At 64.7% G+C, this 25,860-nt stretch carries 19 protein-coding genes and 1 riboswitch; of the genes, 10 read left to right on the top strand and 9 right to left on the bottom strand.

Annotation, left to right across the window (positions count from 1 at the left end; genetic code table 11):
• Positions 1-97 precede the first annotated feature (97 nt).
• Genes KHN93_RS15060 through metX form a run of 3 tightly spaced genes read right to left on the bottom strand, consistent with a single transcriptional unit; the run spans position 98 to position 3,428 of the window.
• Complete coding sequence (locus tag KHN93_RS15060) at positions 98-1,186, bottom strand: homoserine dehydrogenase family protein (RefSeq protein ID WP_211920580.1); 1,089 nt, start codon at positions 1,184-1,186, stop codon at positions 98-100.
• Positions 1,183-2,400 (bottom strand): O-succinylhomoserine (thiol)-lyase, encoded by a 1,218-nt coding sequence (locus KHN93_RS15065; RefSeq protein WP_016902752.1) that lies wholly within the window; start codon positions 2,398-2,400, stop codon positions 1,183-1,185. The genes KHN93_RS15060 and KHN93_RS15065 overlap by 4 nt, the downstream gene beginning before the upstream one ends.
• Positions 2,397-3,428, bottom strand: a complete 1,032-nt coding sequence (gene metX, locus KHN93_RS15070) for a homoserine O-succinyltransferase MetX (protein WP_104553894.1) — start codon at positions 3,426-3,428, stop codon at positions 2,397-2,399. The genes KHN93_RS15065 and metX overlap by 4 nt, the downstream gene beginning before the upstream one ends.
• Before the next feature lie 71 nt (positions 3,429-3,499).
• Positions 3,500-3,620: riboswitch (SAM riboswitch) on the bottom strand.
• A gap of 128 nt (positions 3,621-3,748) precedes the next feature.
• Between metX and KHN93_RS15075 the strand changes: the two genes are divergently transcribed.
• The 4 genes from KHN93_RS15075 (at position 3,749) to KHN93_RS15090 (ending at position 9,143) form a co-directional block, all read left to right on the top strand.
• Positions 3,749-4,669: a M23 family metallopeptidase gene (locus tag KHN93_RS15075; RefSeq protein WP_211920582.1), complete on the top strand. Its 921-nt coding sequence runs from the start codon at positions 3,749-3,751 to the stop codon at positions 4,667-4,669.
• 135 nt (positions 4,670-4,804) lie between these two features.
• Positions 4,805-6,409, top strand: coding sequence for a peptide chain release factor 3 (locus tag KHN93_RS15080; protein ID WP_039519673.1), 1,605 nt, complete (start codon positions 4,805-4,807; stop codon positions 6,407-6,409).
• A gap of 75 nt (positions 6,410-6,484) precedes the next feature.
• Positions 6,485-7,129 (top strand): PAQR family membrane homeostasis protein TrhA, encoded by a 645-nt coding sequence (trhA, locus tag KHN93_RS15085; protein WP_016902756.1) that lies wholly within the window; start codon positions 6,485-6,487, stop codon positions 7,127-7,129.
• Between the two features lie 49 nt (positions 7,130-7,178).
• On the top strand, positions 7,179-9,143 hold the full coding sequence (locus tag KHN93_RS15090; RefSeq protein ID WP_425600152.1) for an AsmA family protein: 1,965 nt from the start codon (positions 7,179-7,181) through the stop codon (positions 9,141-9,143).
• A gap of 439 nt (positions 9,144-9,582) precedes the next feature.
• On the opposite strand, the gene KHN93_RS15095 is transcribed toward KHN93_RS15090, so the two are convergent.
• The 3 genes from KHN93_RS15095 to mtgA are packed head-to-tail and all read right to left on the bottom strand — an operon-like array spanning position 9,583 to position 11,760.
• A complete protein-coding gene (locus KHN93_RS15095) occupies positions 9,583-10,011 on the bottom strand; it encodes a CBS domain-containing protein (RefSeq protein WP_104559814.1) in 429 nt (142 codons plus the stop codon).
• A complete protein-coding gene (locus tag KHN93_RS15100; protein ID WP_425512702.1) occupies positions 9,971-11,077 on the bottom strand; it encodes a glycosyltransferase family 2 protein in 1,107 nt (368 codons plus the stop codon). The genes KHN93_RS15095 and KHN93_RS15100 overlap by 41 nt, the downstream gene beginning before the upstream one ends.
• Positions 11,020-11,760 carry a monofunctional biosynthetic peptidoglycan transglycosylase gene (gene mtgA / locus KHN93_RS15105; RefSeq protein ID WP_104553724.1) on the bottom strand — a complete coding sequence of 247 codons (741 nt, stop codon included), beginning with the start codon at positions 11,758-11,760 and terminating at the stop codon, positions 11,020-11,022. Before mtgA ends, KHN93_RS15100 begins: the two co-directional genes overlap by 58 nt.
• 74 nt (positions 11,761-11,834) lie before the next feature.
• On the opposite strand from mtgA, the gene hslO reads away from it, so the two are divergent.
• From hslO to KHN93_RS15120, 3 genes are all read left to right on the top strand, one after another.
• Entirely contained in the window at positions 11,835-12,725 is an 891-nt protein-coding gene (hslO, locus tag KHN93_RS15110; RefSeq protein ID WP_104559815.1) for an Hsp33 family molecular chaperone HslO, read from the top strand.
• Between the two features lie 152 nt (positions 12,726-12,877).
• Positions 12,878-13,714 (top strand): XOO1806 family protein, encoded by an 837-nt coding sequence (locus tag KHN93_RS15115; protein WP_039529771.1) that lies wholly within the window; start codon positions 12,878-12,880, stop codon positions 13,712-13,714.
• A 242-nt stretch (positions 13,715-13,956) separates the two neighbouring features.
• On the top strand, positions 13,957-16,806 hold the full coding sequence (locus tag KHN93_RS15120) for a TonB-dependent receptor domain-containing protein (protein ID WP_016902763.1): 2,850 nt from the start codon (positions 13,957-13,959) through the stop codon (positions 16,804-16,806).
• 106 nt (positions 16,807-16,912) lie between these two features.
• Here the strand turns inward: KHN93_RS15120 and KHN93_RS15125 are convergent, their stop codons facing one another.
• Positions 16,913-17,521 (bottom strand): TetR/AcrR family transcriptional regulator, encoded by a 609-nt coding sequence (locus KHN93_RS15125; protein ID WP_016902764.1) that lies wholly within the window; start codon positions 17,519-17,521, stop codon positions 16,913-16,915.
• A gap of 137 nt (positions 17,522-17,658) precedes the next feature.
• On the opposite strand from KHN93_RS15125, the gene KHN93_RS15130 reads away from it, so the two are divergent.
• Both KHN93_RS15130 and KHN93_RS15135 read left to right on the top strand, forming a co-directional pair.
• Positions 17,659-18,582, top strand: coding sequence for an alpha/beta fold hydrolase (locus tag KHN93_RS15130; protein WP_211920584.1), 924 nt, complete (start codon positions 17,659-17,661; stop codon positions 18,580-18,582).
• Entirely contained in the window at positions 18,579-21,053 is a 2,475-nt protein-coding gene (locus KHN93_RS15135) for an acyl-CoA dehydrogenase (protein ID WP_211920586.1), read from the top strand. Before KHN93_RS15130 ends, KHN93_RS15135 begins: the two co-directional genes overlap by 4 nt.
• Before the next feature lie 247 nt (positions 21,054-21,300).
• On the opposite strand, the gene KHN93_RS15140 is transcribed toward KHN93_RS15135, so the two are convergent.
• Positions 21,301-21,654, bottom strand: coding sequence for a DUF1304 domain-containing protein (locus KHN93_RS15140; protein ID WP_104559818.1), 354 nt, complete (start codon positions 21,652-21,654; stop codon positions 21,301-21,303).
• A 941-nt stretch (positions 21,655-22,595) separates the two neighbouring features.
• On the bottom strand, positions 22,596-23,957 hold the full coding sequence (locus KHN93_RS15145) for an NTP/NDP exchange transporter (RefSeq protein WP_211920588.1): 1,362 nt from the start codon (positions 23,955-23,957) through the stop codon (positions 22,596-22,598).
• A gap of 333 nt (positions 23,958-24,290) precedes the next feature.
• On the opposite strand from KHN93_RS15145, the gene KHN93_RS15150 reads away from it, so the two are divergent.
• Complete coding sequence (locus KHN93_RS15150) at positions 24,291-25,670, top strand: serine hydrolase domain-containing protein (protein WP_486684694.1); 1,380 nt, start codon at positions 24,291-24,293, stop codon at positions 25,668-25,670.
• Positions 25,671-25,860: the final 190 nt, after the last annotated feature.

The raw sequence follows: 25,860 nt of genomic DNA on the forward strand, positions 1-25,860 counted from the left end.
GACAACAGGCCATCCGTGCAGTCCATGATGTAATCGATTGCACGCGCACCACAGCCGCGCTCAAGCAGAGCCGGCGCTTCGCCACGTCCTTAACCAGCTACCCAGCCACAATCCGCAACACATCATCCAGCAACGCCGCCGCCGTCACTTCGGCACCCGCGCCCGGCCCCTGGATCAGCAATGGCTGCTGACGATAGCGATCGCTGCTGATGGCGACACGGTTATCGGTACCGGCGCCGCCGGCCAGCGGGTGATCCAGCGCCAACTCGCGCAAGCCGACGCTGGCACCATGTGCGTCCACACGGCCGACAAAGCGCAGGCAACGCCCCGCGGCACGTGCCTGCTGCCAGCGCGCGCCGACCACCGCATCCAGCGCGCCCAACTGCGCATCCAAGGCGTCGAGCGACAGCCGCGCAATGCTTGCGGGCACCAGCGATTCCACATGCACCTGTTCGGCCTCCAGCTGCCAGCCCGCCGCGCGCGCCAGGATCAGCAACTTGCGCCGCACGTCCTCGCCCGACAGATCGATGCGCGGATCCGGCTCGGTATAGCCGGCCGCCATCGCCTCACGCACGCAATCGGAAAATGCGCCGGTACCGTCGTAGCGATGAAACAGCCACGCCAGCGATCCGGACAACACCCCTTCGATCGAATGGATATGGTCGCCGCCCGCCACCAGCGCGCGCACGCTGCTCAGCACCGGCAGCCCCGCCCCCACGGTGGCGCTGTCGCCGTAGTGCGCACCGCTGGCGTGACGCGCCGCGTGCAAGGCCTGCGCGCGCGACAACGCGGTGCCCTGGCCTAGCTTGTTGGCAGTGACCACGTGTACGCCACGCAGCAGCCATTCCGCATGCCAGTCGGCAACGACCTCGCTGGCGGTCGCATCCACCAGCACATCGCCGGCACGTAACGCCGTGGTTTCCGCCCACGGCTGCAGCACGGCCTGGCCCCGCGGGGCGGCATTGGCCTGGTGCAGGGCCTGTGCGGCGCTGGTGCCGCAATCGTGGGCAATACGCGAATTGGCCAACCAGTCGAAGCGCGGCAACTGCAGCTGGCGCTCCTGCAGCGCGGTGTAGCGCGCCACGAATGCGCGCCCCACCGTCCCGGTGCCGAGCAAGGCCAGCCGTGGTGTCGGCGTCACCGCTGCCGCCGAAGCGCGGCGCGAAACAGGCAGCACAGTGCTCACGCGTCGACCTGTTTGCGGCTTGCGCTGGTCAGCGTCGCTTCGGCACGCGCCAGGCCGGCGCGCAGGTCGATCAACAGGTCTTCTGCCGATTCGATACCGATCGACAGCCGCAGCAGGCCATCGGAAATCCCTGCGGCAGCGCGGGCTTCGGCGGTCATCGCCGCATGCGTCATCGAGGCCGGATGTGCAATCAGGCTTTCCACACCGCCCAGCGACTCGGCCAGGGTGAAATAACGCAGACCATCGACAAACGCGCGCACCGCAGCCTCGCCACCGTCGAGCTCGAAACTCATCATCGCGCCAAAGCCCTTCTGCTGGCGCGCAGCCAGTGCATGACCCGGGTGCGCAGCCAGACCGGGGAAATACACCTGGTTGACCACCGCATGCCCGTCCAGCAGCTCGGCAATCGCGTCGGCGTTTTCCTGATGCACGCGCAGGCGCGCATCCAGCGTGCGCAGACCGCGCAAAGTGAGGAAGGCATCGAACGGCGAACCGGTCAGGCCCAGCGCATTGGCCCACCACACCAGTTGCTGATGCAGCTCGGCATCGCGCGCGACCACCGCACCGCCCACCACATCACTGTGACCGTTGATGTACTTGGTGGTGGAGTGCAGCACCAGGTCCGCCCCGAACTCAAGCGGCTTCTGCAACGCCGGCGACAGGAAGGTGTTGTCCACCACGGTCAACGCGCCAGCCTTCTTCGCCGCCTCGATGACAAAGCGCAGATCGGTGATGCGCAACAAAGGGTTGGACGGGGTCTCGATCAGCACCAGCTTGGGTGACTGCGCCAAAGCATCGGCCAGCGAACGCGGGTCGGTGAGGTCGGCGGTGATCAGCGCAAAGTGGCCCTTCTTGGCCAGCGCGTTGAACAGGCGCCAGCTGCCGCCGTAGGCATCGTGCGGCACCACCAGGGTATCGCCCGGCTGCAGCAACGCATTGAGCACCAGATTGATCGCGCCCATGCCGGTGGAGGTGATCACCCCGCCCGCACCGCCTTCCAGCTCGGCCAGCGCTTCGCCGAGCAGATCGCGGGTCGGATTGCCGCTGCGCGTGTAGTCGTACTGGCGCTTGTTGCCGAAACCATCGAAGGAGAAGTTCGACGACAGTACGATCGGCGGCGTCACCGCACCATAGGCAGTGTCGCGATCGATGCCGGCGCGGACGGCGGCGGTGGCGGCGGTACAGGGGGCGTCGGCGGGGTCACGAAAGCTCATGCGGTTTCTCCGGTGATGCGAAGGGCAGTGGCGAGGATCGCGTCGATGCGATCGATTTCTTTCAGGAAGGCGTCGTGGCCATACGGCGAGCGCAGCACGCGCAGACTGCCGCGCGGCCCCAACCCTTCGACCAGGCTGACCAGGTCGGCCAGCGGCACCAGGCGGTCGCCCTCCACCGCAACGACGATTGTGGGCACGCGCACCTGCGCCGGGTCGATGCGGTGCAGGTCGATGGATTCGGACAGTCGCAGGTAGGCGGTCACCGGCGTGCGCGCGACGTACTGCGCACCGGCGGCATCCAGGTAGTCTTCGGCGGCCACGCGCACGCGGCCATTGATCACTTCCGGCGGCGCGTCGAAGCGCTCGCTGAATTCTTCCGGGGTGCGGTAGCTGAGCATGGCGAACTGCCGCGCCAGCGCCAGTCCATGGTTTTCGGCACATTGCAGCTGGCCCAGCGCCACCGCGCGGCGCTGCAATGCACGCCAGGCGGCGGCATAGGGATGAGCGCGATGCGCGCCACTGACCGCAACCAAGGTACCGACGCGGGCGGCATGGCGGGTCGCGAATTGCAAGCCGACCAATGCGCCGTATGAGTAGCCGACAAAGCCGTGCAAACGCGCGATACCCAGCGCATCCAGCAAGGCGGCGATCGCATCGGCCTGGTCGGCGGTGTCGATCGGCGCATCCAGCGTGCCGTCGGCACCGAGAAAATCGAACGCCAGCAGGCGGCGCGATGCAGGATCCAGCGCGCGGCCGGCACCCACCAGGCCATCCACCCAGCCCTTCTCGGGGAACAGGTCGCTGGCGGCCAGATGGCGATGCGCGGAAATCCCGCCGGCCACGAATACCACCGGCGCATTGGCTGCGCCGACCAGCTCATAGCGCAGCCGCAGCTCGCGCATGCCGGCATGGCGCATCGGCAAGGCAATGACGAGCTCGCCGCGCACGGCAATCGAGCCGTCATCGGTGGCGGCGGGTGGATCGGCGTATTCGGTCGGTGTCGGCGATGCTGTATTCACGAGGCTCATGGCGGTATCCGGGGTGGATCGGCCATCGAGCTTCGCGGGAGCTCGCGTTCGACGTGCGCAAGGCACGATTCGAACCATCTTTCGGCGGACGCGGAGGTCCCCGCAGGATTTGGCACCAAACGCGGGCGCTTGCGCGCTCCGCTGGCTGCCCCGGCATCAAAGGGCCTGTCCCTCCGCCGGTCTCGATGGTGAGGCTAAGATGCCACCGCTTTTTTGCGATGTCAATCTCTTCATGCGGATGGAAAGATATATTTTCATCCGATACCACTGCAGCCTGTGATGGACCGCATACTTGAGGCCCCTTCGTTCGAGCCGATCGCGTGCCCCACCACGTGTCTCGCAACGCCTTGCCCGCCCTCGCCTGGCCTTTCTTGCTCGCGGTTCTGGCATGTGCCGCACCCACCAACGCGCAGCAACGCTGGCATTGGCCCGGTGCAGCAAACACGGCTGCGAGCTCGCCAACAATCGCAGCGGCACAGACGGCGCCCGCATCTTCCGGCACCGGCCCGTCGCTGCAGTTGGAGTGGCAGGCACCGGCCTACCTGGCCTGGGTCAGCAACCCGCTGGCCGGGCCCGCGCAGGTGCAGCTGAGCGCACCGCCCAGCGAGGATTACCGCGCCGTGCCGCAGTTGCCACTGACGGTGCAACTGGCTGCGCATGAGCGCCGCCTGCTCGCCCGGCTATATCCGGCCAGCAACCAGCGCAGCCTGGGTGGGCTTGGACTCAAGCTCGACGTGGTGCCCGGCGATCCGCAGGCTCGCCCGCAGCAGCAAGTGCGTTACCAGCTCCCGTTTCGCGATGCGCCGATCCAAGTGGACCAGGGCTTTGGTGGGGCTTTCAGCCATACCGATGCGCCCAACTGGTACGCGGTGGACTTCGCGCTGCCGCAGGGCACGGCTGTGCTGGCGGCGCGCGAGGGCACGGTCATGGAGGTGCGGCGCGATGTCATCGAAGGCGGCCCGCATGACCAGGCCGCCGGCGCCGGCAACCTGGTGCGGGTGCTGCACGCCGACGGCAGCATGGCCATCTATGCCCACCTGGCGCCCGCTGGCGTGGCGGTACGCCCGGGCCAGGTGGTGCGCACCGGCGAACGCCTGGGCGCCTCGGGCAGTACCGGCTTCAGCACGGCCCCGCACCTGCATTTCGCGCTCCAGCGCGATGCGAACATGCGCCTGATCTCGTTGCCGTTCCGAATGCTGGGCCCGCAGGGCGAGTTGCAGTTCCCCTCGCCGGCACCGTGAGTGGCGGCGCCCGGGAGCGCCAACCTGCCGACCGGAGAGCCCCAGACCAGCGCTACAGAGGCCAGCCGCAGCGAAGCCGCTATAATCATCGGCTTCCTCAGTTTCCGCAGGCGTCCGACCGGGCGCGCTCAGCCCATGTCCGACGTCTCCAACGAAGCCGCGCGCCGCCGCACCTTCGCCATCATTTCCCACCCCGATGCGGGCAAGACCACCCTGACCGAAAAGCTGCTGCTGTTCGGCGGTGCGATCCAGATGGCCGGCTCGGTGAAGGGCCGCAAGGCCGCCCGTCACGCCACCTCGGACTGGATGGCGCTGGAAAAGGAGCGCGGCATCTCGGTCACCTCCTCGGTGATGCAGTTCCCGTACGAAGGCAAGATCGTCAATCTGCTCGATACCCCCGGCCACGCCGACTTCGGCGAGGACACCTATCGGGTGCTGACCGCGGTGGACTCGGCGCTGATGGTCATCGACGTCGCCAAGGGCGTGGAAGAACGCACCATCAAGCTGATGGAAGTCTGCCGCCTGCGCGACACCCCCATCATGACCTTCATCAACAAGCTCGATCGCGAGGGCAAGAACCCGATCGATCTGCTGGATGAAGTCGAAACCGTGCTCGGCATCCAGTGCGCCCCAGTCACCTGGCCGATCGGCATGGGCCAGCGCCTGAAGGGCGTGGTGCACCTGATCACCGGCGAGGTGCACCTGTACGAACAGGGCCGCAACTTCACCCGCCAGGATTCGACCATCTTCCCGTCGCTGGATGCGCCCGGCCTGGCAGAAAAGATCGGCGCGCAGATGCTGGCCGAGCTGCGCGACGAACTGGAACTGGTGCAGGGCGCCAGCAATCCGTTCGACCTGCAGGCCTACCGCGCCGGCCAGCAGACCCCGGTGTTCTTCGGCTCGGGCGTCAACAACTTCGGCGTGCAACCGCTGCTGGATTTCTTCATCGAGCACGCACCGCCGCCGCAGGCGCGCGATACCACCGGCCGCCGGGTCGAGGCGACCGAAGCCAAGCTCAGCGGCTTCGTCTTCAAGATCCAGGCCAACATGGACCCGCAGCATCGCGACCGCGTGGCCTTCATGCGCGTGTGCTCGGGCAAGTTCACCGCCGGCATGAAGGCACTACACGTGCGCAGCGGCAAGGACGTCAAGCTGGCCAACGCGCTGACCTTCATGGCCTCCGACCGCGAGATCGCCGCCGAAGCCTGGCCGGGCGACGTGATCGGTATCCACAACCACGGCACCATCTCCATCGGCGACACCTTCACCGAAGGCGAAGCGCTGTCGTTCACCGGCATTCCCAACTTCGCACCGGAGCTTTTCCGGCGTGCGCGCCTGCGCGACCCGCTCAAGCTCAAGCAGCTGCAAAAGGGCCTGGCTCAGCTGTCCGAAGAAGGCGCCACGCAGTTCTTCCGCCCGTTGATGAGCAACGATCTGATCCTCGGCGCGGTGGGCGTGCTGCAGTTCGACGTGGTGGCCTACCGGCTCAAGGACGAATACGGCGTGGACGCGATCTTCGAGCCGGTCAGCGTCACCACCGCACGCTGGGTGCATTGCGACAACGCCAAGAAGCTGGAGGAGTTCCGCGAGAAAAACGCCGGCAACCTGGGCATCGACGCGGCCGGCCAGCTGGTGTATCTCGCACCGACGCGTGTGAATCTGCAGCTGGCGCAGGAACGCGCGCCGGATGTGCGCTTCTCTGCCACGCGCGAACATGCGCATGCCAAGGCGATCGATTGACCGCGGCTTGAACCGGCGCCTGCGACCGCACTTGCTGGCGATGCGAATTGCTCGCAATTGCGGTACCTTTTTGGCATGAACGCAGACGCCTCCCCCTCGACCGACCTGCGCGACGAGATAGCCAGCGCCGTGACCCACGGCCTGGGTGCCATTGCCGCATTGGCCGGTGGCTCGGTGCTGATCACGCTGGCCGCCATCTATGGCGACGGCTGGCAACTGGCCACCTCCATCGTGTTCAGCGCCACCCTGGTGCTGCTGTACGTCGCCTCCACGCTGTTTCATGCCATCCCGCATCCGGGCGCCAAGGCGCGCCTGCAAGTGCTCGATCACTGCGCGATCTATCTGTTGATCGCCGGCACCTACACCCCGTTTACGCTGATCAATCTGCGCGACTCCTGGGGCTGGGGATTGTTCGCCGCGATCTGGACGATCGCCGCGGCCGGAGTGGTCTTCAAACTGTTTTTCACCGGTCGTTTCCGCCTGCTGTCGACGGTGCTGTACTTGGCGATGGGTTGGCTGATCGTCGTAGCGATCCAGCCGTTGCTGCGCTCGGTCGATACCTGGTCTCTGTGCTGGCTACTGGCTGGCGGACTCTTCTATACCTTGGGCACGTATTTCTACCAACGCGACACCCAGCGCTATTTCCACGCGATCTGGCATCTGTTCGTGCTGGCGGGCAGCGCTTGCCACTTCGTTGCGGTGATTGCGCAAGTGATGTGAGACGCGATCTTCGGCGCGTTCGCGCGCCGTGCACGAGGCATCGCCAACCATGGCCCGCGTGAACAACGTGACCGATACCTCAGCTGCACCACCTTCCCCCACGCCACGTCGTCGACGCTGGCCGGTTGGGCTTGCCATCGTCGCCGCCGCCGTGGTGATCTTCGTGCTGCTGTTCCAGTGGAACTGGCTGCGCGGTCCGGTCGAACGCCTAGTCAGCGCCAAGACCGGTCGCGAATTCCATCTCGGCTATCTGGACGTGAAGCTGGGCCGCACGACCACTGTGCGCGGCAATCGGCTGAGTTTGGCCAACGCAGCATGGTCCAAGCGCGGGCCGATGGCCGAGCTCAATTCGGCCGAGATCGATGTCGAGTTGTGGCCGCTCTTGCGCGGCAAGGTGCGTCTGCCGGAAATTCGTCTGGATCACCCAACCGTCTTGCTGGAAGCCGGCGACGACACCCATCCCGGCAACTGGGTATTCGATCAGGACGATGGCGACGGCACGATGCCGCGCCTTGGCCGCCTGCTGGTTAACAACGGGCGCCTGCAGTACATCGATGCAGCCAATCGCTCTAACGTGGATGTGGCGATCAACAGCCTTGCACCACCGAGCAGCGACCAACGTGCAGCGCCGATCGGCATCGACGGCAAGGGCCGCTGGAAGGGCTATCCCTTTACGCTCAAGGGCAATACTGCCTCGCCGCTGGAGCTGAGCCAGAGCGAGCATCCGTTCCGTATCGATCTGCGCGGCAGCGCCGGCGCCACCCGCACGCACGTGCGCGGCACCTTGACCAACCCGTTCCAGTTCCAGGTCTTCGATCTGCAGATGGCGCTCAGCGGCCAGGACATGCAGGATCTGTATCCGCTGACCGGCGTGGCCATGCCGTCGACGCCGCCGTACAAGCTAGACGGTCATCTGCGCCGCAACGGCCAGCTCTGGCGCTACGAAAAGTTCACCGGTACCGCCGGCGACAGCGATCTGTCGGGCACTGCAGAAGTGGACCTGCGTAACAAGCGTCCGTTCCTGCGTGCCGATCTGGCGTCCAAACGCCTGGACTTCGATGACCTGGCAGGGTTCGTCGGCGCACCACCGAAGACTGGCGCAAACGAGTCGGCAAATGCCGAACAGAAAAAACAGGCCGCACAGCTCGCAGCCAGCGCGCGCGTGCTGCCCAGCACCCCTTACGACTTGTCGAAGCTACGCGCGATGGACGCGCAGGTACGCTGGCGCGCACAGCGTATCAATGCGCCGTCGTGGCCGCTGGACGACATGGATGCCTCGCTGACATTGAAGGACGGCTTGCTGCAGCTGGACCCGCTGAACTTCGGCGTTGCCGGTGGCGATATCCGCTCCACCATTCGCATGGATGCCCGCAACGAAGTGATCACCACGCAACTCAAGGCAGGGCTTCGTGGCATTCGGCTGGATCAGCTCTTCCCCGATACCGCGCTTGCCAAGCAGGCCTCGGGTGCCATCGGTGGCGAATTCGACCTGCGTGGCCGCGGCAACTCGATCGGCGCGATGCTCGGTACCGCCGACGGCACGATCGGCATGGGCATGGGCCGCGGCCATGTCGGCAATCTGATCATGGAACTGGCCGGGCTGGATATCGCCGAGTCGCTCAAGTATCTGGTCACCAAGGACCGCCAGATTCCAGTGCGCTGCATCTTCGGCGACTTCGGCGTACAGGACGGCCTGATGCAATCGCGTGCGTTGGCGTTCGACAGCACCGACACCATCATCATTGGCGAAGGCAGCATCAGCTTGAAGGACGAAACGCTGGATCTGCTGCTGCGCCCACGCCCGAAAGACCGCAGCATCCTGAGCCTGCGCTCGCCATTGCGAATCGGTGGCAGCTTCAAGGACCCGACCTTCCATCCCGACTTCAAGGCATTGGGTCTGCGCGGCGCGCTTGCGGTCGGCCTGGGCATGATCGCTCCACCCGCCGCGTTGCTTGCAACCTTCGAACCGGGCCCCGGCAAGGACAGCGATTGCGGCGGCAAGTTCGCAAAGTAAGTGCACTACACGACTTTGGGCGACCAGCAGACCTGTCCAATGCTGTAGCGATGGTGGCAAGGTGTCGATCGCATGCAAGTGCATTGACGGATGCAGTGACCCCAAAACTGCAGTGATGGCACGGATCGAGAGGAGCTGATCAGACCGCAGTCCTCAAACGACCGCACGGCCTGCACTGCTTGCACCATGCAGACCGACCCTCTCGACTGGTCCTTGCCCGTCCACCGTCGCGGGACCTTACGCGGCATGAATGCCGCGTAAGAGCCTACAAGGACGTACTTGCGGCGTGTCCTGCGATGGTGGGCGGGCAAGGGCCTTGCGACCAGGCCGCAGATCAAACGCTCTACAGCTGAGCTATCCGCCCGCAACAGGCACACGCAGCTATATCGAGCAACAGCGTGGCTCAAGACAAGACGCAGGGAACGTAGCCGGCACCGCCCTAGCTGGCGATGTAACGCTGCAACTGATCGATATCGCGCTGCTGGTTCTCGATCACCGCCTTGACCAGATCGCCGATGGAAATCACGCCCTGCACGCGGCCGTTGTCGACCACCGGCAAATGCCGGAAGCGTCCATCGGTCATCAACTGCATGCAGCGCTCCACCGTGTCCGACGGCGACACTGTCACCACCTGGGTACTCATGATTTCGGAAACGCTGGTGGTCGATGAGGCGCGATCGCGCAGCACCACCTTGCGCGCGTAATCGCGCTCGGACACGATGCCGACCAGGCGTGGCCCGTCCATCACCAACACCGCGCCGATGCCCTTCTCGGCCATCAGCCGGATCGCCTCGATCACTGCAGCGTCTGCCGCTACCGCGAATACCTCAACCTGTTTGGTCCCCAACAGCTGTCGTACGGTCTGCATGGCCCGCTCCGCGCTTGGTCTGGTGGTCGCAGACTACTCCCACCGCGCCGCGGTGGGTATCGACCAGGTAGAGCGGACGCTGCTTGGCCTCGTCATACAGGCGGCCCAGGTATTCGCCGATCAGACCCAGGGCGATCAGCTGGATACCGCCAAGGAACAGGATCACCGACATCATGGTCGGCCAGCCGGCCACCGGGTCGCCCATCAGCGCCGCCTTGATCACCACCCAGCCACCGAACAGGAATGCCACCAGCGCGGTGAGCAAGCCCAGATAGGTCGCCACGCGCAGCGGCACGGTGGAAAAACTGGTGATGCCATCCAGCGCGAAGTTCCACAGCCGCCACACCGTGAATTTGCTGCGCCCCGACAGCCGCGCCGCGCGCCGGTACGGCAATGCCACCTGGCGAAACCCGACCCAACCAAACAGCCCCTTCATGAAACGGTGGCGCTCGCGCAGCTGCTGCAAGGCTTCCACCACCCGCGGCGACAACAGCCTGAAATCCCCGGTATCGGCCGGAATCGGTGTGCGCGACAACTGCCGGATCACCCGGTAGAACGCATGCGCCGCACTGCGCTTCAGCCAGCTCTCGCCCTCGCGGAAAATCCGCGTGCCGAAGATGTTGTCGTAACCGGCACGCCATAGTGCGACGAACTCGGGGATCAACTCCGGCGGGTCCTGTCCATCGGCATCGAGCAGCACCACCGCGCCGGGCAGCACATGGTCCAGGCCTGCAGAAATGGCCACTTCCTTGCCGAAGTTACGCGACAGCCGCACCGCACTCACTTGTGCGTCAGCATCGGCAAGTGCCTGCAACACGCTCCAGGTGCCATCGCTGCTGCCATCGTCGACATACAGCACATGCGTCTGCACGCCACTCAGACCCGCCAGCACTGCGCACAGGCGCGGATGCAGCAGTGGAATGCTGGTCTCCTCGTTGTAGGCTGCAATCACCACCGTGAGGCGGTCTGCTGCCACCGGCAATTGTGCGGGCCCGGACGTCTGCACGCTCACGGCGCCTGCAGATACGCAGGGCCACCCAGCTGGCGTGCCTGCCGCTGGATCCATGCCGTCCGCCGTTGCACATAGGCGCCGGGCCGACGCGCGTCATAACGGCGTGGCGAGGGCAGCACCGCCGCCAGGCGCGCCGACTCGGTCGGTGACAACCCAGCCGCATCCTTGCCCCAGAATTGCCGGGCAGCGGCCTGCGCGCCATACACCCCGTCACCGAACTCGGCCACGTTGAGATACATCTCCAGAATGCGCTGCTTCGGCCACAGCAACTCGATCAGTACCGTGTACCAGGCCTCCAGGCCCTTGCGTACCCAACTGCGGCCCTGCCACAGGAACACGTTCTTGGCGACCTGCTGACTGATCGTGCTGGCCCCGCGCACGCGTCCACCGCGCGCATTGTGATCGCGCGCCTTTTCGATCGCCTGCAGATCGAAGCCGTGATGCACCGGGAACTGCTGATCCTCCGCAGCCACCACCGAAATCGGCAGGCTGGCGGCGATCCTGTCGTAGTCGCGCCATTGCTGGTGCAGCGAAAAATCCCAGTCGCCTTCGCCCCAGGCTTCCAGATAGCGCCCCACCATCATGCTGCTGATCGGCGGATCGACCACCCGCAGCACCAGCACCTGCAGCACGCTCGCGGCGGCAAACAGCAGCGGTGCTGCCAACAGCCAACGTAGCCAGCGCCGCGCGCGCCGCGGTGGCGCCACCTGCTTGCCATCCAATGCATCCGTCCCCATTGTTCGCTACGACCTTTCATCCCGATGCTCGTTGCATTATCCGGCAACCGGCGTCCCTTACGTCCGATGTTCCCATGACCGATCACGATCAGCTTTCCCATTTCCTGCTGCCTGCTGCCGGCGTGCGCGGCGTCCATGTCCGCCTGACCCAGGCCTGGCACGATATCCAGGGAGCCGCCGACTACCCGCCCGCCGCGCGCCAGTTGCTTGGTGAGGCGGCGGTGGCCGCCGCCCTGTTCACCGGCCACACCAAGGTCGACGGGCGCCTGTCGGTGCAACTGCGCGGCAACCAGACGCTGCGCACCCTGTTTGCCGAATGCACTGCGGCCGGCACCTTGCGCGGCATCGTGCAGCTGGCCGACGGCGCCGATGCACCCACCGACCTGCGCGAACTGGGCGAGGCCGCGCTGCTGGCGATCACCATCGAGAACCCCGGCCTAGACCCGCGCGAACCGCAGCGCTACCAGAGCCTGGTCGGCATGCAGGCGCCGGATCTGGCCGAGGCCTTCGAGACCTATTTCCACCAGTCCGAGCAGCTGCCGACCCGCCTGCTGCTGGCCGCGGGCCCGGACCAGGCCGCCGGCCTGTTGCTGCAAAAGCTGCCCGGCGACGAGGGCGACACCGATGGCTGGACCCGCATCGGCGCGTTGTTCGACACCCTGGGCGCACCGGAATTGCTGTCGGTCGCCAGCGAGGACCTGCTGCACCGGTTGTTCCACGAGGAAGACACCCAATTGCTGGGCAGCAAGCCGCTCAGCTTCGGCTGCTCCTGCTCGCGCGAGCGGGTCGCCTCGATGCTGCATTCCCTGGGCGAAGACGAAGCCCGCGCCGCTGCCGAGGCGACCGGCGAGGTCGAGGTCCGTTGCGAGTTCTGCGGGCGTGAGTATCACTTTCCGTTGACCGCGCTGGACGTACTTTTCAGCGAGGCGCAGCCGTCGCTGGACGCGCCGGAAAGGTTGCAATAGATAGCGTTGACGCCGCGTTCTGGGGAACGCGGCCACTTGTTAAATAATCATAAACGCCCTAGCATTCTCATTGCCCGCTCTCGGGAACTTAACAACTGCCCCTGGGTCTGAACTCTGGTATGCGCCACCTTCTTCGCCTTCCGCTCGCTTTGCTGGTTGCCCTCGCGGCAGCCACGGGTGTGCATGCGCAGTCGGCGTCCCAGCAGTTGCGTGAGAGCACCATCCTGCCGGTGTGGAACAAGGGCAGCGGCAAGGTCGAAGCCTTTCTGTACCTGGAGCCCACCGGCGAGCAGAAGGCCGGCGCACGCTGGCACTTCGGTCGCAACTCGCTGGACGCAGCCTTCGGCCTGACGTCCGGCGATTCGCTGGGCCTGATCTGCAACAGCAGCCGCGGCACCAACATCAACGGACTCGCCAGCCACTGCCTGCTCGCAGGCATCGGCGATGACGAAGAAGACAGCGCCGCTGCATCGCGCCGCGTCTCGGCGACCCTGGGCTTCAACCGCGCTGGCACCCGCGCTGGCGTCACTGCCGGCACCGGCCGCGACACCCTGCCGGCCTGGTTGATCGGCGCCGGCAAGGCACCGCTGACCCGCGTCGAACAGAACGACCTGACCGTGTTCGGGCAGAAGAACATCGGCCGCGAAGGTTTCGTCTCGATCGGTGGCACCTATGCGCGCGCCCGCCTGGTGCCGCTTGCCGACGTTTCGCCGGCGATTGCCGACCAGTGGGACAGCAAGACCTTGAGCGTCGGCGGCGGCTATGGCGCCTTCAGCGCCAACGTCATCGGCCGCGTCGTCGACGTCCCCGGCCAGCCGGAAAAGTGGGAAGGCCTGGGCCTGGGCCTGACCTGGCGCACCCCCTGGAGTGGCCAGCTGACGGTCGGCGCAGAGAACGTCATCTCCCGCGGCAAGAACCCGTTTGCGCCGAGCAACGAGAGCAACAGCGACGGTACGATTCCCTACGTTCGGTACGAGCAAGACCTCTAAGTCATTGATTCGACAGTAATTTGATAGGACGCCACCGGTTTTCAGCCGGTGGCGTTTTTCGTTCTGGGCCCGCGCCCGAGGCCACCTTTCACGTCTTTCTTCTTTTTCGTTAACGGGACTTTAATTTCTCGCATAACGCATATACCATCGGTTCACCCTGACGTTTTGGATCCGCTTCTTTCGGACCCCCCGACAGGCAAACAACCCTTGGCAGTACCCAAGATCACTTGGAGAGAGAGCTAATGAATTGCAAGTCCAACAAGCTGCGCGATGCAGTTGTCCTCGCGCTTGTCGTGGGCGTGGCCGGTACCGGTACCGCCGTCGCGCAGGAAGCCGGCACCACCAACCTCGACAAGATCGAAGTGACCGGTTCGCGCATCAAGCGCGCCGACGTTGAAACGTCGCAGCCAGTCTTCACCATGAGCCGCCAGCAGATCGAATCGCAGGGTCTGACCTCGATCGGCGACGTGATCCAGAACATCAGCTCGGGTGGTTCGGCGCTTAACAGCAACGTCAACAATGGCGGCAACGGCGAAACCCGCGTCAACCTCCGTAACCTCGGTTCCAACCGCACCCTGGTGCTGGTTAACGGTCGTCGTTGGGTCGGCGGCACCGGCCTGGGCGGCGCAGTCGACCTCAACACGATTCCGACTGCTGCCGTCGAGCGCATCGAAGTCCTGAAGGACGGCGCCTCCACGATTTACGGCTCCGACGCCATCTCTGGCGTGGTCAACATCATTCTGCGCCAGAACTTCGATGGCGCCGAAGCGAATGCTTATTTCGGCCAGTACGACAAGGGCGACGGCAGCCGCGAGTCCTACGACTTCACCATCGGCTCGACCGGCGATCGTTGGCACGCCACATTGGGCGTTGGCTACGTCAAAGAAGAGCCAGTCTGGGCAGGTGATCGCGAAATCTCGTCGGTCCCGGTGTTCGGCGCCGTTGCCGGCACCGGCAACAGCACCACGATTCCTGGCGGTCGCTTCGGCATCTTCGGGCCGACCGGCACCAGCGCCACTGGCACACCCACCTTTGGCGCAACGCGCTTCAACGGAACGCCTGGGTTCTCCATCACCAATAACGGTGGTACGACCTCGCGCAACTACACTGCAGCCGACAGCTACAACTTTGCGCCGGCTAACTATCTGGTGACCCCGCAGGAGCGCAAGTCGGTATTCGCCGACGCTGGCCTGTCGATCACGGACAATGTGCGCTTCAAGACCACGGTGACCTACAACGAGCGCGAGTCGAGCCAGATCCTGGCACCGATGCCGGTCGTTCTTGGTCGCTCCGCGCCCGGCACCAACGGCGCAGATATCGTTATTTCGGCAAACAACATCTACAACAACACCGGCCGCGATATCGACTACATCCAGTACCGCGCCGAAGAGACCGGCGGTCGCATCTTCACCCAGAACGTCAAGACGTTCGGGTTTAGCGGCGCATTCGAGGGTGATTTCGAAGTTGGCCAGCGTTTCTTCAGCTGGGAAGCCGGGATGTTCTACGGCAAGAATGACCAGACCGATCGCACCACCGGCCTGTTCAATATTTCTGCACTGCGTAACGCGCTTGGCCCGTCGTTTGTCGACGCTGGCGGTGTAGCACGCTGCGGTACCGCTGCCAGCACGATCGACGGCTGCGTGCCGATGAACATGTTGAGCGGCCCGGGCTCGTTGACCCCGGAAATGCTGGGTTACGCTGGCTTCAATGCACATGACCTCTATGGGTACGAGCAGAAGACCTATTTCGGCAACATCGGCGGCGAGCTGTTCGACCTGCAGGGAGGTGCATTTGCATTCTCCTTTGGTGCTGAACACCGTGAAGAGTCGGGCTTTGACGATCCGGACGCGCTGATCAACTCCGGTGACACCACTGGCAACGCACGTACCGCGACCAATGGCGGCTACAAGCTGGACGAAGCCTACCTCGAACTCGCCGTGCCGCTGCTGGCTGACCTGCCGGGCGCACAGTTGCTGGACTTCAGTCTGGCCACGCGTTATTCGGACTACAGCAACTTCGGCGACACCACCAACAGCAAGTTTGGTTTCCGCTGGAAGCCGATCACCGATTTGATGATCCGTGGTAACTGGTCGCAGGGCTTCCGCGCACCGTCGATCAACGAGCTGTTCCAGGGCGTAAGCGATACCTTCGAAGACGTGCGTGATCCTTGCGCAGGCTCCTTCAGCGATGGTTCCGTCAACGGAACGCGTCCGGGTTCGTGCGGCGCAGTGCCAGCTTACGCTCAGGCCAACCCGCAGGTGCGTACCGCTACTGGCGGCAACCCCAACCTGCAGCCGGAAACGTCGACGTCCAAGACCTTGGGCTTTGTGTTCAGCCCGAGCTGGGTCACTGGCCTGGATATCTCGCTGGACTGGTGGAACATCGAGATCGAAGATGCGATCGACACGCAGACCGTGCAGGAAACCCTAGACAGCTGCTATCTGGCAGGCATCGCCAATGCTTGCTCGCTGATTCAGCGCGAACCTACTGGCGAAGTGTCGAATCTGCTGGCAGTGCCGAACAACATTGCGAAAATCGAGGCTGAAGGTTACGACTTGACCGTAGGCTATCGTTTGCCGGACACCGCATGGGGCAGCTTCAGCCTGGTGTGGGACTCGACCTATATGAGCAAGTTCGTGGTCGAGAAGCCGCTGCAGGATCCCGAAAACCGCGTTGGTTTGTATCGTGGCGGCTCGGCACAGGACAACAACTGGCGCATCCGCTCCAACCTGATGCTCAATTGGGAATTGGGCGATGTCGGCGGCTCGGCATCCATGCGCTACTACAGCTCGCAGGTCGAAAACTGCACCGGCGCCAACGTGGCGACTCCGGCGAACGTGGCGCTGCTGTGTTCGGATCCGGATCGTGTGACCGCTGCAGGTGCAGCGCCGCGTAATCATGTCCCCAGCGTGACTTACACCGATCTGGCCGCGTACTGGAAGGCACCGTGGAACGCGCGCGTTACTGTTGGCGTGAATAATGCCTTTGACCGCGATCCGCCGCAGGCTGCCACGGCGTTTGCCAATAGCTTTGACCCGCAGTACGAAATCCCGGGTCGCTTCTACTACATGCGTTACACCCAGAAGTTCTGATATTCGTCCGCTTAAGTAATACGTAACCAAAAAACCGCGACTCGCAGGAGTCGCGGTTTTTCTTTGCCTAATGATCAGGAATCAATCCATCCCGGGCGCCTGAGACCTAGCCAGGAATCAAGGTTTGGATCACATGCTCGACGTAGGCTTCGAAGTCTTCGCGAGCTTGCTTGGGTTGCTGCAGTTGCAGCGAGAGCTGCAGGAAGCCAACGTAGGCGGCGTAGGCCAGGCGGGCGCGGTGTTGGGCGTCGGTGCGGCTCAGGCCGGCCTGGCGGAACGAGGCGATCAGGTAGTCGAGACGGCGCTGCGAGACGCGGTCGATGACCGGGCGCACGGCCGGGTGGTCGAGTGCCTTGAGCAGTTCGCTGTAGATGACGTGCGGTTTGACTTCGTGCGCGACCAGTTGGAACAGCGCGCGCAGGCGTGCGCTGGGGTCAGGGACGTCTTCCAGGCTGCCGAATACTTCCTTCTGTTCGAAGATCTCCCAGCGCTCCAGGGCTGCCTGCAGCAACGCATCGCGCGAGGGGAAATGCCAGTAGAAGCTGCCCTTGGTCACGCCGAGCCGGCGTGCCAGTGGCTCCACCGCGACGGCGCCCACCCCTTGTTCTGCGATCAGGTCCAGTGCGGCCTGCGCCCAATCGTCCGCGCTGAGGCGGTTGCCGCGACCGGACGTGGCGCGGGGCGTGGTGAGGCTTGGGTCGGTGATGTCATTCATTGCCGCGATTTAACCATACGCTTGAGTCAGTTGCAGTATGCATCACAAAAAGGACACACAACTGCCACGATTCAATGGCTTAACCGTCCATACCAAGGAGTATTGACAGCGACCCAGGCAGGTCCATACCATGAGGTATGGTCACCTCTTCTCCTAGCCTCGCCCATCGTGCGTCCCCCACGCGCATCGACGCTGGCGAGACATCGCTTGCGGTGTCGGTGCGGGGCACGCACCACGCGCCGACGGTGCTGCTGGCGCACGGGTTTGGACAAACCCGGCATGCATGGGAAAGCACTGCGGCCCGACTGGCCGACGCCGGATACCGGACGCTGGCCTACGATGCCCGCGGTCATGGCGATTCCGGTTTCAACGACGCGGACCTGCCCTACTCGGCCACGCAGTTCACCGATGACTTGATCGTGCTGGCCGGCGAGCAGGCCGAGCCGCCGGTGCTGGTTGCCGCATCGATGGGCGGCTTGTTCGGCCTGCTTGCCGAGGCGCGCTGGCCAGGCCTGTTTCGCGCGATCGTGCTGGTCGACATCACGCCGCGCTGGGATACCGCGGGCGTGGAGCGCATCCTGCGTTTCATGACCGCACATCCGGATGGCTTCGCATCGCTGGATGCCGCCGCCGATGCGATTGCCGCTTATTTGCCGCAGCGCCCGCGCAAGACGGCCGAGCAGTTGCAGGCCTTGCTGAGGCAGCGCGCAGACGGGCGCTGGCACTGGCACTGGGATCCGCGGCTGGTCGATGAACTGGCAGGACAGGATCCGCACGCACAGCAGCAGACCTTGCTGGACGCCGCCGCGCGGGTGCGTTGCCCGATGCTGCTGATCAGCGGCGGGCGTAGCGAACTGGTCACGCCGGACAATATCAACGAATTCCTGTCGATCGTCCCGCATGCGCAGCATGTGCATCTGCCCGATGCCACGCACATGCTGGCCGGCGACGACAACACCACGTTTACCGCAACCGTGTTGCATTATCTGGACGCACTGCCCCCGGTTGGCACCATCGCAGCGTCCAACATTACCGAGCATGTCACTGGAGCAAGACCATGAGCATCGTTGCACCGTTCCTCCTCGTCATCCTGGCGGCGGGCATCGCTGCCTATCACCGCATGCGCCTTGCCACCTGGGTCGCGCTGAGCGCCTGTGTGCTGGTGGCCTGCTGGTTGCTGGATGCCAATCTCACCGCAACCATTGTCGCTGCCGTGCTGGTGGTGCTGGTTTCCGCGCCGGTGCTGTTGCCGTTCCTGCGCAAGCCGCTGCTGACCACGCCGCTGATGGGCTTCTTCCGCAAGGTGCTGCCGCCGCTATCACAAACCGAACGCATCGCGCTGGAAACCGGCTCGGTGGGCTTTGAAGGCGAGCTGTTCACCGGCGACCCGGATTGGCAGAAGCTGCTGAACTATCCCAAGCCGCAACTGAGTGCCGAAGAGCAGGCCTTCCTGGACGGCCCGGTCGAAGAGCTGTGCAAGATGGTCAACGACTGGGAGATCACCCACGTCCACGCCGATCTGCCGCCGGAGTTGTGGGAGTACATCAAGAAGAACAAGTTCTTCGGCATGATCATTCCCAAGCAGTACGGCGGCCTGGGCTTCAGCGCGCTGGCGCATCACAAGGTGATCCAGAAGCTGTCCTCGATCTCAAGCGTGGTCAGCTCCACCGTCGGCGTGCCGAATTCGCTCGGGCCGGGTGAGCTGCTGCTGCATTACGGCACGCCGGAACAGAAGGATTACTACCTGCCGCGTCTGGCGGTCGGTGCCGAGGTGCCTTGTTTCGGTCTGACCGGCCCGTTCGCCGGTTCGGATGCGACCTCGATCCCCGACTACGGCATCGTCTGCAAGGGCGAGTGGAATGGCGCCAACGTGCTCGGCGTCAAGCTCACCTTCGACAAGCGCTACATCACCCTGGCGCCGGTGGCCTCGCTGATCGGCCTTGCGTTCCGCGCCTACGATCCGGATGGGCTGATCGGCGACAAGAAGGACATCGGCATCACCCTGGCGCTGCTGCCGCGCGAGACCCCTGGCGTGGAAATCGGCCGTCGCCATTTCCCGCTCAATTCGCCGTTCCAGAATGGCCCGATCCATGGCGAGGAAGTGTTCATCCCGCTGAGCCAGCTGATTGGTGGCGTGGAGATGGTCGGCAAGGGCTGGAACATGCTCAACGAATGCCTGGCGGTGGGCCGCTCGATCACCCTGCCCTCCACGGCCAGCGGCGGTGGCAAGTATGCCGCCGTGGTCACCGGCGCATATGCGCGTATTCGCAAGCAGTTCGGCCTGTCGATCGGCCGCTTCGAGGGCGTGGAAGAAGCGCTCGCGCGGATCGGCGGCAAGGCGTATGCGATCAGTGCGTTGTCGCAGGCCACCGCTGCGGCAGTGGACCGTGGCGATGTGCCATCGGTGCCGTCGGCGATCGCCAAGTATCACTGCACCACCATGGGCCGCGAAGTGGTCAGCGACATGATGGATGTGATCGGCGGCAAGGGCATCATCCTGGGGCCGCGCAACTTTGCCGGCCGTGCCTGGCAGGCGGCACCGATCGGCGTGACTGTTGAAGGCGCCAACATCATGACCCGCAGCCTGCTGATCTTCGGCCAGGGCGCAATCCTGTGCCATCCGTGGGTGATGAAGGAAATGCAGGCGGCGCAGGATCCGGATACGCGTCGTGGCCTGGAAGAGTTCGACCAGAGCCTGTTCGGGCATATCCGCTTCGGCATCTCCAACGCAGTACGCTCGTTCTGGTTCGGTTTGACCGGTGCGCGCATCGGTGCAGCGCCGGGCGATGCGTATACGCGGCGCTTCTTCCGCAAGCTGGATCGTTATTCCGCCAACCTGGCGCTGATGGCCGACGTGTCGATGCTGATGCTCGGCGGCAAGCTCAAGTTCAAGGAATCGCTGTCCGGCCGTCTGGGCGATGTGCTGAGCCATATCTACCTGACCAGCGCGATGCTCAAGCGCTATCACGACGAAGGCGCGCCGGCGACCGATCAGCCGCTGCTGGCCTGGGCGTTCCATGACAGCGTGCACAAGATCGAAACCGCACTGTCCGCGGCGCTGCGCAACTTCCCGATCCGTCCGGTGGGCTGGTTGATGTGGGTGCTGATCTTCCCGCTGGGCCGTCGTGCCGAGGCACCGGGCGACCGCCTGGGACATCGCGTGGCATCGATCCTGATGACGCCGAACGAAGCGCGCGACCGTCTGGGCCAGGGCGTGTTCCTGACCCCGTGCGCCAACAATCCGGGCGGACGTATCGCCAGCTACCTGGCCAAGGCCGTGCTGGCCGAGCCGGTGGAGCGCAAGTTCCTCAAGGCGCTCAAGACCAAGGGCATCGAAGCGCTGGACTTCACCGCCCAGCTGGACGAAGCCGTGGCAGAAGGCGTGATCACCATCGACGAGCGCAGGCAGCTGGAAGAGTTGCGCGAGATCATGATGGACACCATCGCCGTCGACGACTTCGACCCGCACGAGCTGCGCGCGGCCAGCTACTACGACAGGCCGCAGGCCCAGCGTCCGCGCGAAGCGGCGTAAGTCTCAGGCCGAGGTGACAAGTAGACAGCGGCGGGCTTCGGCCCGCCGTTGTCGTTTGTGGAGATTGGCTACTGTGGAGACCGAGCATTTCGCAACTGCACTGCCTGCCGTCAGCGTCTCCAATCAGTTCCCAGCAACTGCAATCCCGGTGGACCGCCTGGTAGGAGCGGGCTTGCCCGCGATGAAGCTCTACCGGTAACGCCTCATCGCGGGCAGGCCCGCTCCTACAGACAGCGAGCACACCGCCTCAGCGTGGCAACCACAGCAACGCCAGGGCAATCAACGCGGGCAAGGCCTGCACGAAAAAGATGCGGCGGTTGACGCTGTAGGCGCCGTAGCAACCTGCCACGACGACACAGCCCAGAAAGAAGCTCAGTACATCTGTGCGGGCCTGCAACGCGCCCCAGAACAGGCCCGCCGCCAGGAAACCGTTGTACAGGCCCTGATTGGCCGCCAGCACGCGCGTGGCCTGCGCCTTCTCGAGGGTATTGCGGAAGGTCTTCAGGCCCAGCGGCCGCGTCCACAGCACCATCTCCAAGACCAGGATGTAGACGTGCAACAGAGCGACGCACAGGCCGGCAACGATGGCGAACAGGGACATGGCAGATCGGCGTGATGGATGTGGCGGTCAGCATAGCGGTGATTGCGGCCCTGCTGTTCAGAGCAGGCGATGGAACCCGACGCTCCGGCGAGAGATGGGAGATGTGCAGGACCTGCAGGCACGATCGGAGCGTCGCGATTGCGGACATCGGCGGGGTGTCCTGCGATGGTTGGTGGGCGGGCACAGGTGTTGCAGCCAAATTGCAGATCAAGCGCTCCACACCTGATCTATCTGCTCGCCACACTCGCCCAAAGGCAAACGCGGCGAGTTCAAACAGCGGCATCGCTTAGGTGCAGCCCAACGCCAAGGTCAAAAGCTCATTCAGTCGAGCACGCAGTGCCCTCTCCGGTTGCGGGACACGCCGTTCATGCCCTGCTTGTCTATGCACACCGATCATCTCGACAGGTCCTTTCCCGCTCATCGTCGCGGGACCTTACGCGGCATGGATGCCGCGTAAGAGCCTACAAGGACGTACTTGCGGCGTGTCCTGCGATGGTGGGCGGGCAAGGGCCCCGCAGCAAGCTCGCAGCGTAGAAGGCGCGGCGCGGACACGGCACCGACTGCGGCTGTTTTGTTGAACACCTGCACAACCACTAGCTCGACCGGTCCTTGCCCGCTCACCGTCGCGGGACCTCACGCGGCATGGATGCCGCGTAAGAGCCTACAAAGACGTACTTGCGGCGTGTCCCGCGAGGGTGGGCGGGCAAGGGCCCTGCAGCAAGCTCACAGCGTAGAAGGCGCGGCGAGGACACCTCACCGGCTGCGGCTGTTTTGTTGAACACCATGCACACCGACTAGCTCGACAGATCCTTGCCCGCCCACCGTCGCGGGACCTTACGCGGCACGGATGCCGCGTAAGAGCCTACAAGGACGTACTTGCGGCATGTCCCGCGAGGGTGGGCGGGCAAGGGCCCTGCAACCAGGCCACTTGTTGACCGCTCCTAGTCGGAGACCTGATTGCCAGTCTCCGCATCGCGCTCTGCGGGCAGTTTGCGCGCCTCGCGCAGCAGGCCGAACGCGCCCAGGATCATGCCCGATGCCACCAGCAGACCGACGCCGAACACTGCGCTGGAGCCGAATGCCGACACCAGCTTGTGCACCCAGACAAAGGTGAGATCGCCACCGCGGTAGATCACCGTGTCGATCGCCGCGCCGGCCTTGTAACGCCATTCCCGATCCACCCGCGTGTACAAGGTCTCGCGCGCCGGCTTGGCCAGTGCGAACTCGCTGGAGCGGGTGATCACCTGCACGATCGCAAGCATCATCGGCAGCGGCGAGGCCGTCAGCACGGCGTAGCCCAGCGTGATCGCTACGCCCGGAATCAGCAGCGCCGGAGCGATGCCGAAACGCGACAGCAGCGCGCGCGTCACCAGCAGCTGCAACACCAGGGTAAGCGCGTTGATCGCCAGGTCGATGCTGGCGTAATAGGCGGTGGCCGCCGCTGCGTCCGTGTAGAGACGACGTACCAGCGCTGCCTGCTCGTTGTAGAGCAAGGTGCCGACGCCCACGCCGAACAGCACCATGAAGGCCAGCCAGCGCAGCAACGGCTCGCGCACGATCAGCTTGAGCCCGCCCAGCACATCGCCGCCCATTGGCACCTCGCCGGAGCCCAGCTGTCGCTCCTGCTCGCGCGCAACCGCCCACAGGCGCAGACGCAGCACGCAGACCACGCACACGGTCAGGAACCCGGCCGACACCAGCATCAGATGCGCGATGCCGATGCGCTCGACCAGCGTGCGGGTGAGGATCGGGCCGAGAAACGCGCCCAGCGTGCCGGCCGCACCGATGTAACCGTAGTAATTGCGCGCTTCGGCATTGCTGAAGACGTCGGCCATGAAGCTCCAGAACACCGCCACCGCAAACAGGTTGAAGACGGTCACCCACAGGAAGAACGCCATGCCGCGCCCGGGCACGCCGCTGTCGAACAACACGTAGAACAGCAACAGGGTCGCGATGAAGAAGCCATACACCGCCGGCAGGAACACCCGGCGCGGGTAGCGGCTGACCAGCGCGCCGTAGACCGGCTGCAGCAACACCATGATCAGGAAGGTGCAGGTAAACAGCACCTGCAGGGTGAAGTCTTTAAGCGGCACGCCATGCGCGGCGAAGAAGGCGGTCATGCCGGTGGGGAAGATCGCTTCCACATCCGCCGACGCGCTCATCGCCTCGCGCACCGGGCGCAGCACGTAGTAGCCGCTGAGCAGGCAGAAGAAATACAGGAACGACCACGCCAGCGGCGGCGAACTGCGCAATGCCGCGCTCAGACGGCCAGCCGCAGAGCGCGGCGGAGAGGGGCTGGTCATCGGGTAAGGCTCGCTCGCATCAACGGGCGCGACAGCAGGGACATGGCAGCGGCAACACCCGCAAAACAAGCGCGCAAGTTAGCCGATGCCGCGCTGCATCACCAGCAGCAGCGGGCGGCACGCACCATATCGATTGCGTGCGGCTACGGCACGCTGCTTGCAGCTGTCTCTGCACAGGCTCCGGGTGGCGCTGGAAAGGCCCCGCGCAGGTCGATTTATGAACCTAAAATCATCAATAGGATCAATATGATGCCCATTCATCTTCCGGCAGTTTGTGCTATTGCGAAGCGCGGCGCTAGAATCGCCGGAGGCAGTGGAACAGGCGGGACAACCATGACTCAAATGCGCAGGCGCCGACGGTTCCGACCGTTGGCAATCGGGCTGCTCGGGGCGTTATTGCCTCTGGCCCTCTCTTCCACCGCGCAGACACCTGCGCCGGCTGCTTCTGCGCTGCAGCCGGCTACCTTCGTGCAGTCGCCCACCGCTCCGCTGCAATACCGTGCGTCGCTCCCGGCCAGCCAGGTGCTGGCCCCGGCCGCCGGGTTCGATGTGGCTGCGTTCGAATCGATGGCCAACCAGCTGACCTACGGCAATCGCCTGCCCGGCATGGCGATGGCGATCGTGCAGGGCGGCAAGGTGCTGAGCGCGCGCGGCTATGGCGTCACCGACGTCAATCACCCGCAGCCGGTCGACGCGCATACCGTGTTCCGTCTGGCATCGCTGTCCAAGGCCTTCGCCGGCACCATGACCGGGTTGCTGGTCAACGACGGCGTGCTGCGTTGGGACAGCAAGGTGGTGGACTACGTGCCCGGCTTCCAGCTCAGCAATAACGTCGCCACCCGGCAGCTCACCGTCGCCGAGGTGCTCAGCCACCGCGTCGGGCTGACCCGTAATGCCTACGACAATGATATCGAATCCAACGTCGACTATTACTCGCTCAGCCACAAGCTTGCCGCCGCGCCGCTGCGCTGCGCACCCGGCGATTGCTATGCGTACCAGAACGTCGCCTTCAGCCTGGTCGGCGATGTGGTGTTTGCTGCGTCGGGCAGCTTCTACGAGCAGTCGGTGGAGCGCCGCATCTTCAAGCCGCTGGGCATGAACGATGCGAGCATGGGTCTGGCCGGTATCCAGGCCAGCCCGCGCTGGGCACGCCCGCACGTGCGCAGCCGCAATGGCTGGGTGTCGCTGACGCCCAAGCCGACCTACTACCGTCTGGCCCCCGCTGCTGGCGTCAACGCCAGCGCCAGCGACATGGCGCAGTGGCTGCTTGCGCACACAGGCCACCGCACCGACGTGCTGCCTGCGCCGCTGCTGGCGACGCTGCACGCGCCGCTGATCTCCACGCCTGGGGAGATGCGCTCGGGCTGGCGCCACGAGCGTGTGGACGCTGCCAGCTACGCGCTGGGCTGGCGCGTGTTCGACTACGCCGGCCATCAGGTCGTCTTCCATGCCGGCGCAGTGCAAGGCTATCGCGGCCTGGTCGCGTTGCTGCCCGAACGTGATCTCGGCATCGCGATCATGTGGAACGGCGAGAGCGGCCTGCCCTCCGGCATGCTGCCGACCATCCTGGATCGTGCGCTGGGTCTGCCCGCCAAGCGTTGGCTGGATATCGATGTGGATGGCGACTTCGGCAGCGAGAACATGCTGGCCGAGCGCCCCGACCCTGCCGGCAAGGGTGCCTCGTCGGGCAAGTCGGTGGCATCGCCGCGCTGAGTTGGCGTTGCGGCGACCTCGCACACAGGCGGCTTCGGCCGCCTGTGTCGTTTCTGGCCTGCAGAGAATCGGGCGCGTCGACATCGGTAGCCGGGAAGCCGGGCATTGCTCCATGGCCATGCGATGACGATCATGGCAAGCGTAGGTCTGAGTCAGCTTGCCAAGTGCGTGCGTAAGACCTGACCGAACA

Source organism: Xanthomonas arboricola pv. juglandis (assembly GCF_905367715.1).
Lineage (GTDB): Bacteria > Pseudomonadota > Gammaproteobacteria > Xanthomonadales > Xanthomonadaceae > Xanthomonas > Xanthomonas arboricola.

Coding starts and splice junctions, on each gene's coding strand:
- KHN93_RS15125 (WP_016902764.1), bottom strand. CDS start 17,521: ATGAATGACATCACCGACCCAAGCCTCACCACGCCCCGCGCCACGTCC.
- trhA (WP_016902756.1), top strand. CDS start 6,485: ATGAACGCAGACGCCTCCCCCTCGACCGACCTGCGCGACGAGATAGCC.
- KHN93_RS15065 (WP_016902752.1), bottom strand. CDS start 2,400: ATGAGCTTTCGTGACCCCGCCGACGCCCCCTGTACCGCCGCCACCGCC.
- metX (WP_104553894.1), bottom strand. CDS start 3,428: ATGAGCCTCGTGAATACAGCATCGCCGACACCGACCGAATACGCCGAT.
- KHN93_RS15145 (WP_211920588.1), bottom strand. CDS start 23,957: ATGACCAGCCCCTCTCCGCCGCGCTCTGCGGCTGGCCGTCTGAGCGCG.
- KHN93_RS15080 (WP_039519673.1), top strand. CDS start 4,805: ATGTCCGACGTCTCCAACGAAGCCGCGCGCCGCCGCACCTTCGCCATC.
- KHN93_RS15130 (WP_211920584.1), top strand. CDS start 17,659: ATGGTCACCTCTTCTCCTAGCCTCGCCCATCGTGCGTCCCCCACGCGC.
- mtgA (WP_104553724.1), bottom strand. CDS start 11,760: ATGGGGACGGATGCATTGGATGGCAAGCAGGTGGCGCCACCGCGGCGC.
- KHN93_RS15140 (WP_104559818.1), bottom strand. CDS start 21,654: ATGTCCCTGTTCGCCATCGTTGCCGGCCTGTGCGTCGCTCTGTTGCAC.
- KHN93_RS15095 (WP_104559814.1), bottom strand. CDS start 10,011: ATGCAGACCGTACGACAGCTGTTGGGGACCAAACAGGTTGAGGTATTC.
- KHN93_RS15120 (WP_016902763.1), top strand. CDS start 13,957: ATGAATTGCAAGTCCAACAAGCTGCGCGATGCAGTTGTCCTCGCGCTT.
- KHN93_RS15150 (WP_486684694.1), top strand. CDS start 24,291: ATGACTCAAATGCGCAGGCGCCGACGGTTCCGACCGTTGGCAATCGGG.
- KHN93_RS15090 (WP_425600152.1), top strand. CDS start 7,179: ATGGCCCGCGTGAACAACGTGACCGATACCTCAGCTGCACCACCTTCC.
- hslO (WP_104559815.1), top strand. CDS start 11,835: ATGACCGATCACGATCAGCTTTCCCATTTCCTGCTGCCTGCTGCCGGC.
- KHN93_RS15135 (WP_211920586.1), top strand. CDS start 18,579: ATGAGCATCGTTGCACCGTTCCTCCTCGTCATCCTGGCGGCGGGCATC.
- KHN93_RS15100 (WP_425512702.1), bottom strand. CDS start 11,077: ATGGATCCAGCGGCAGGCACGCCAGCTGGGTGGCCCTGCGTATCTGCA.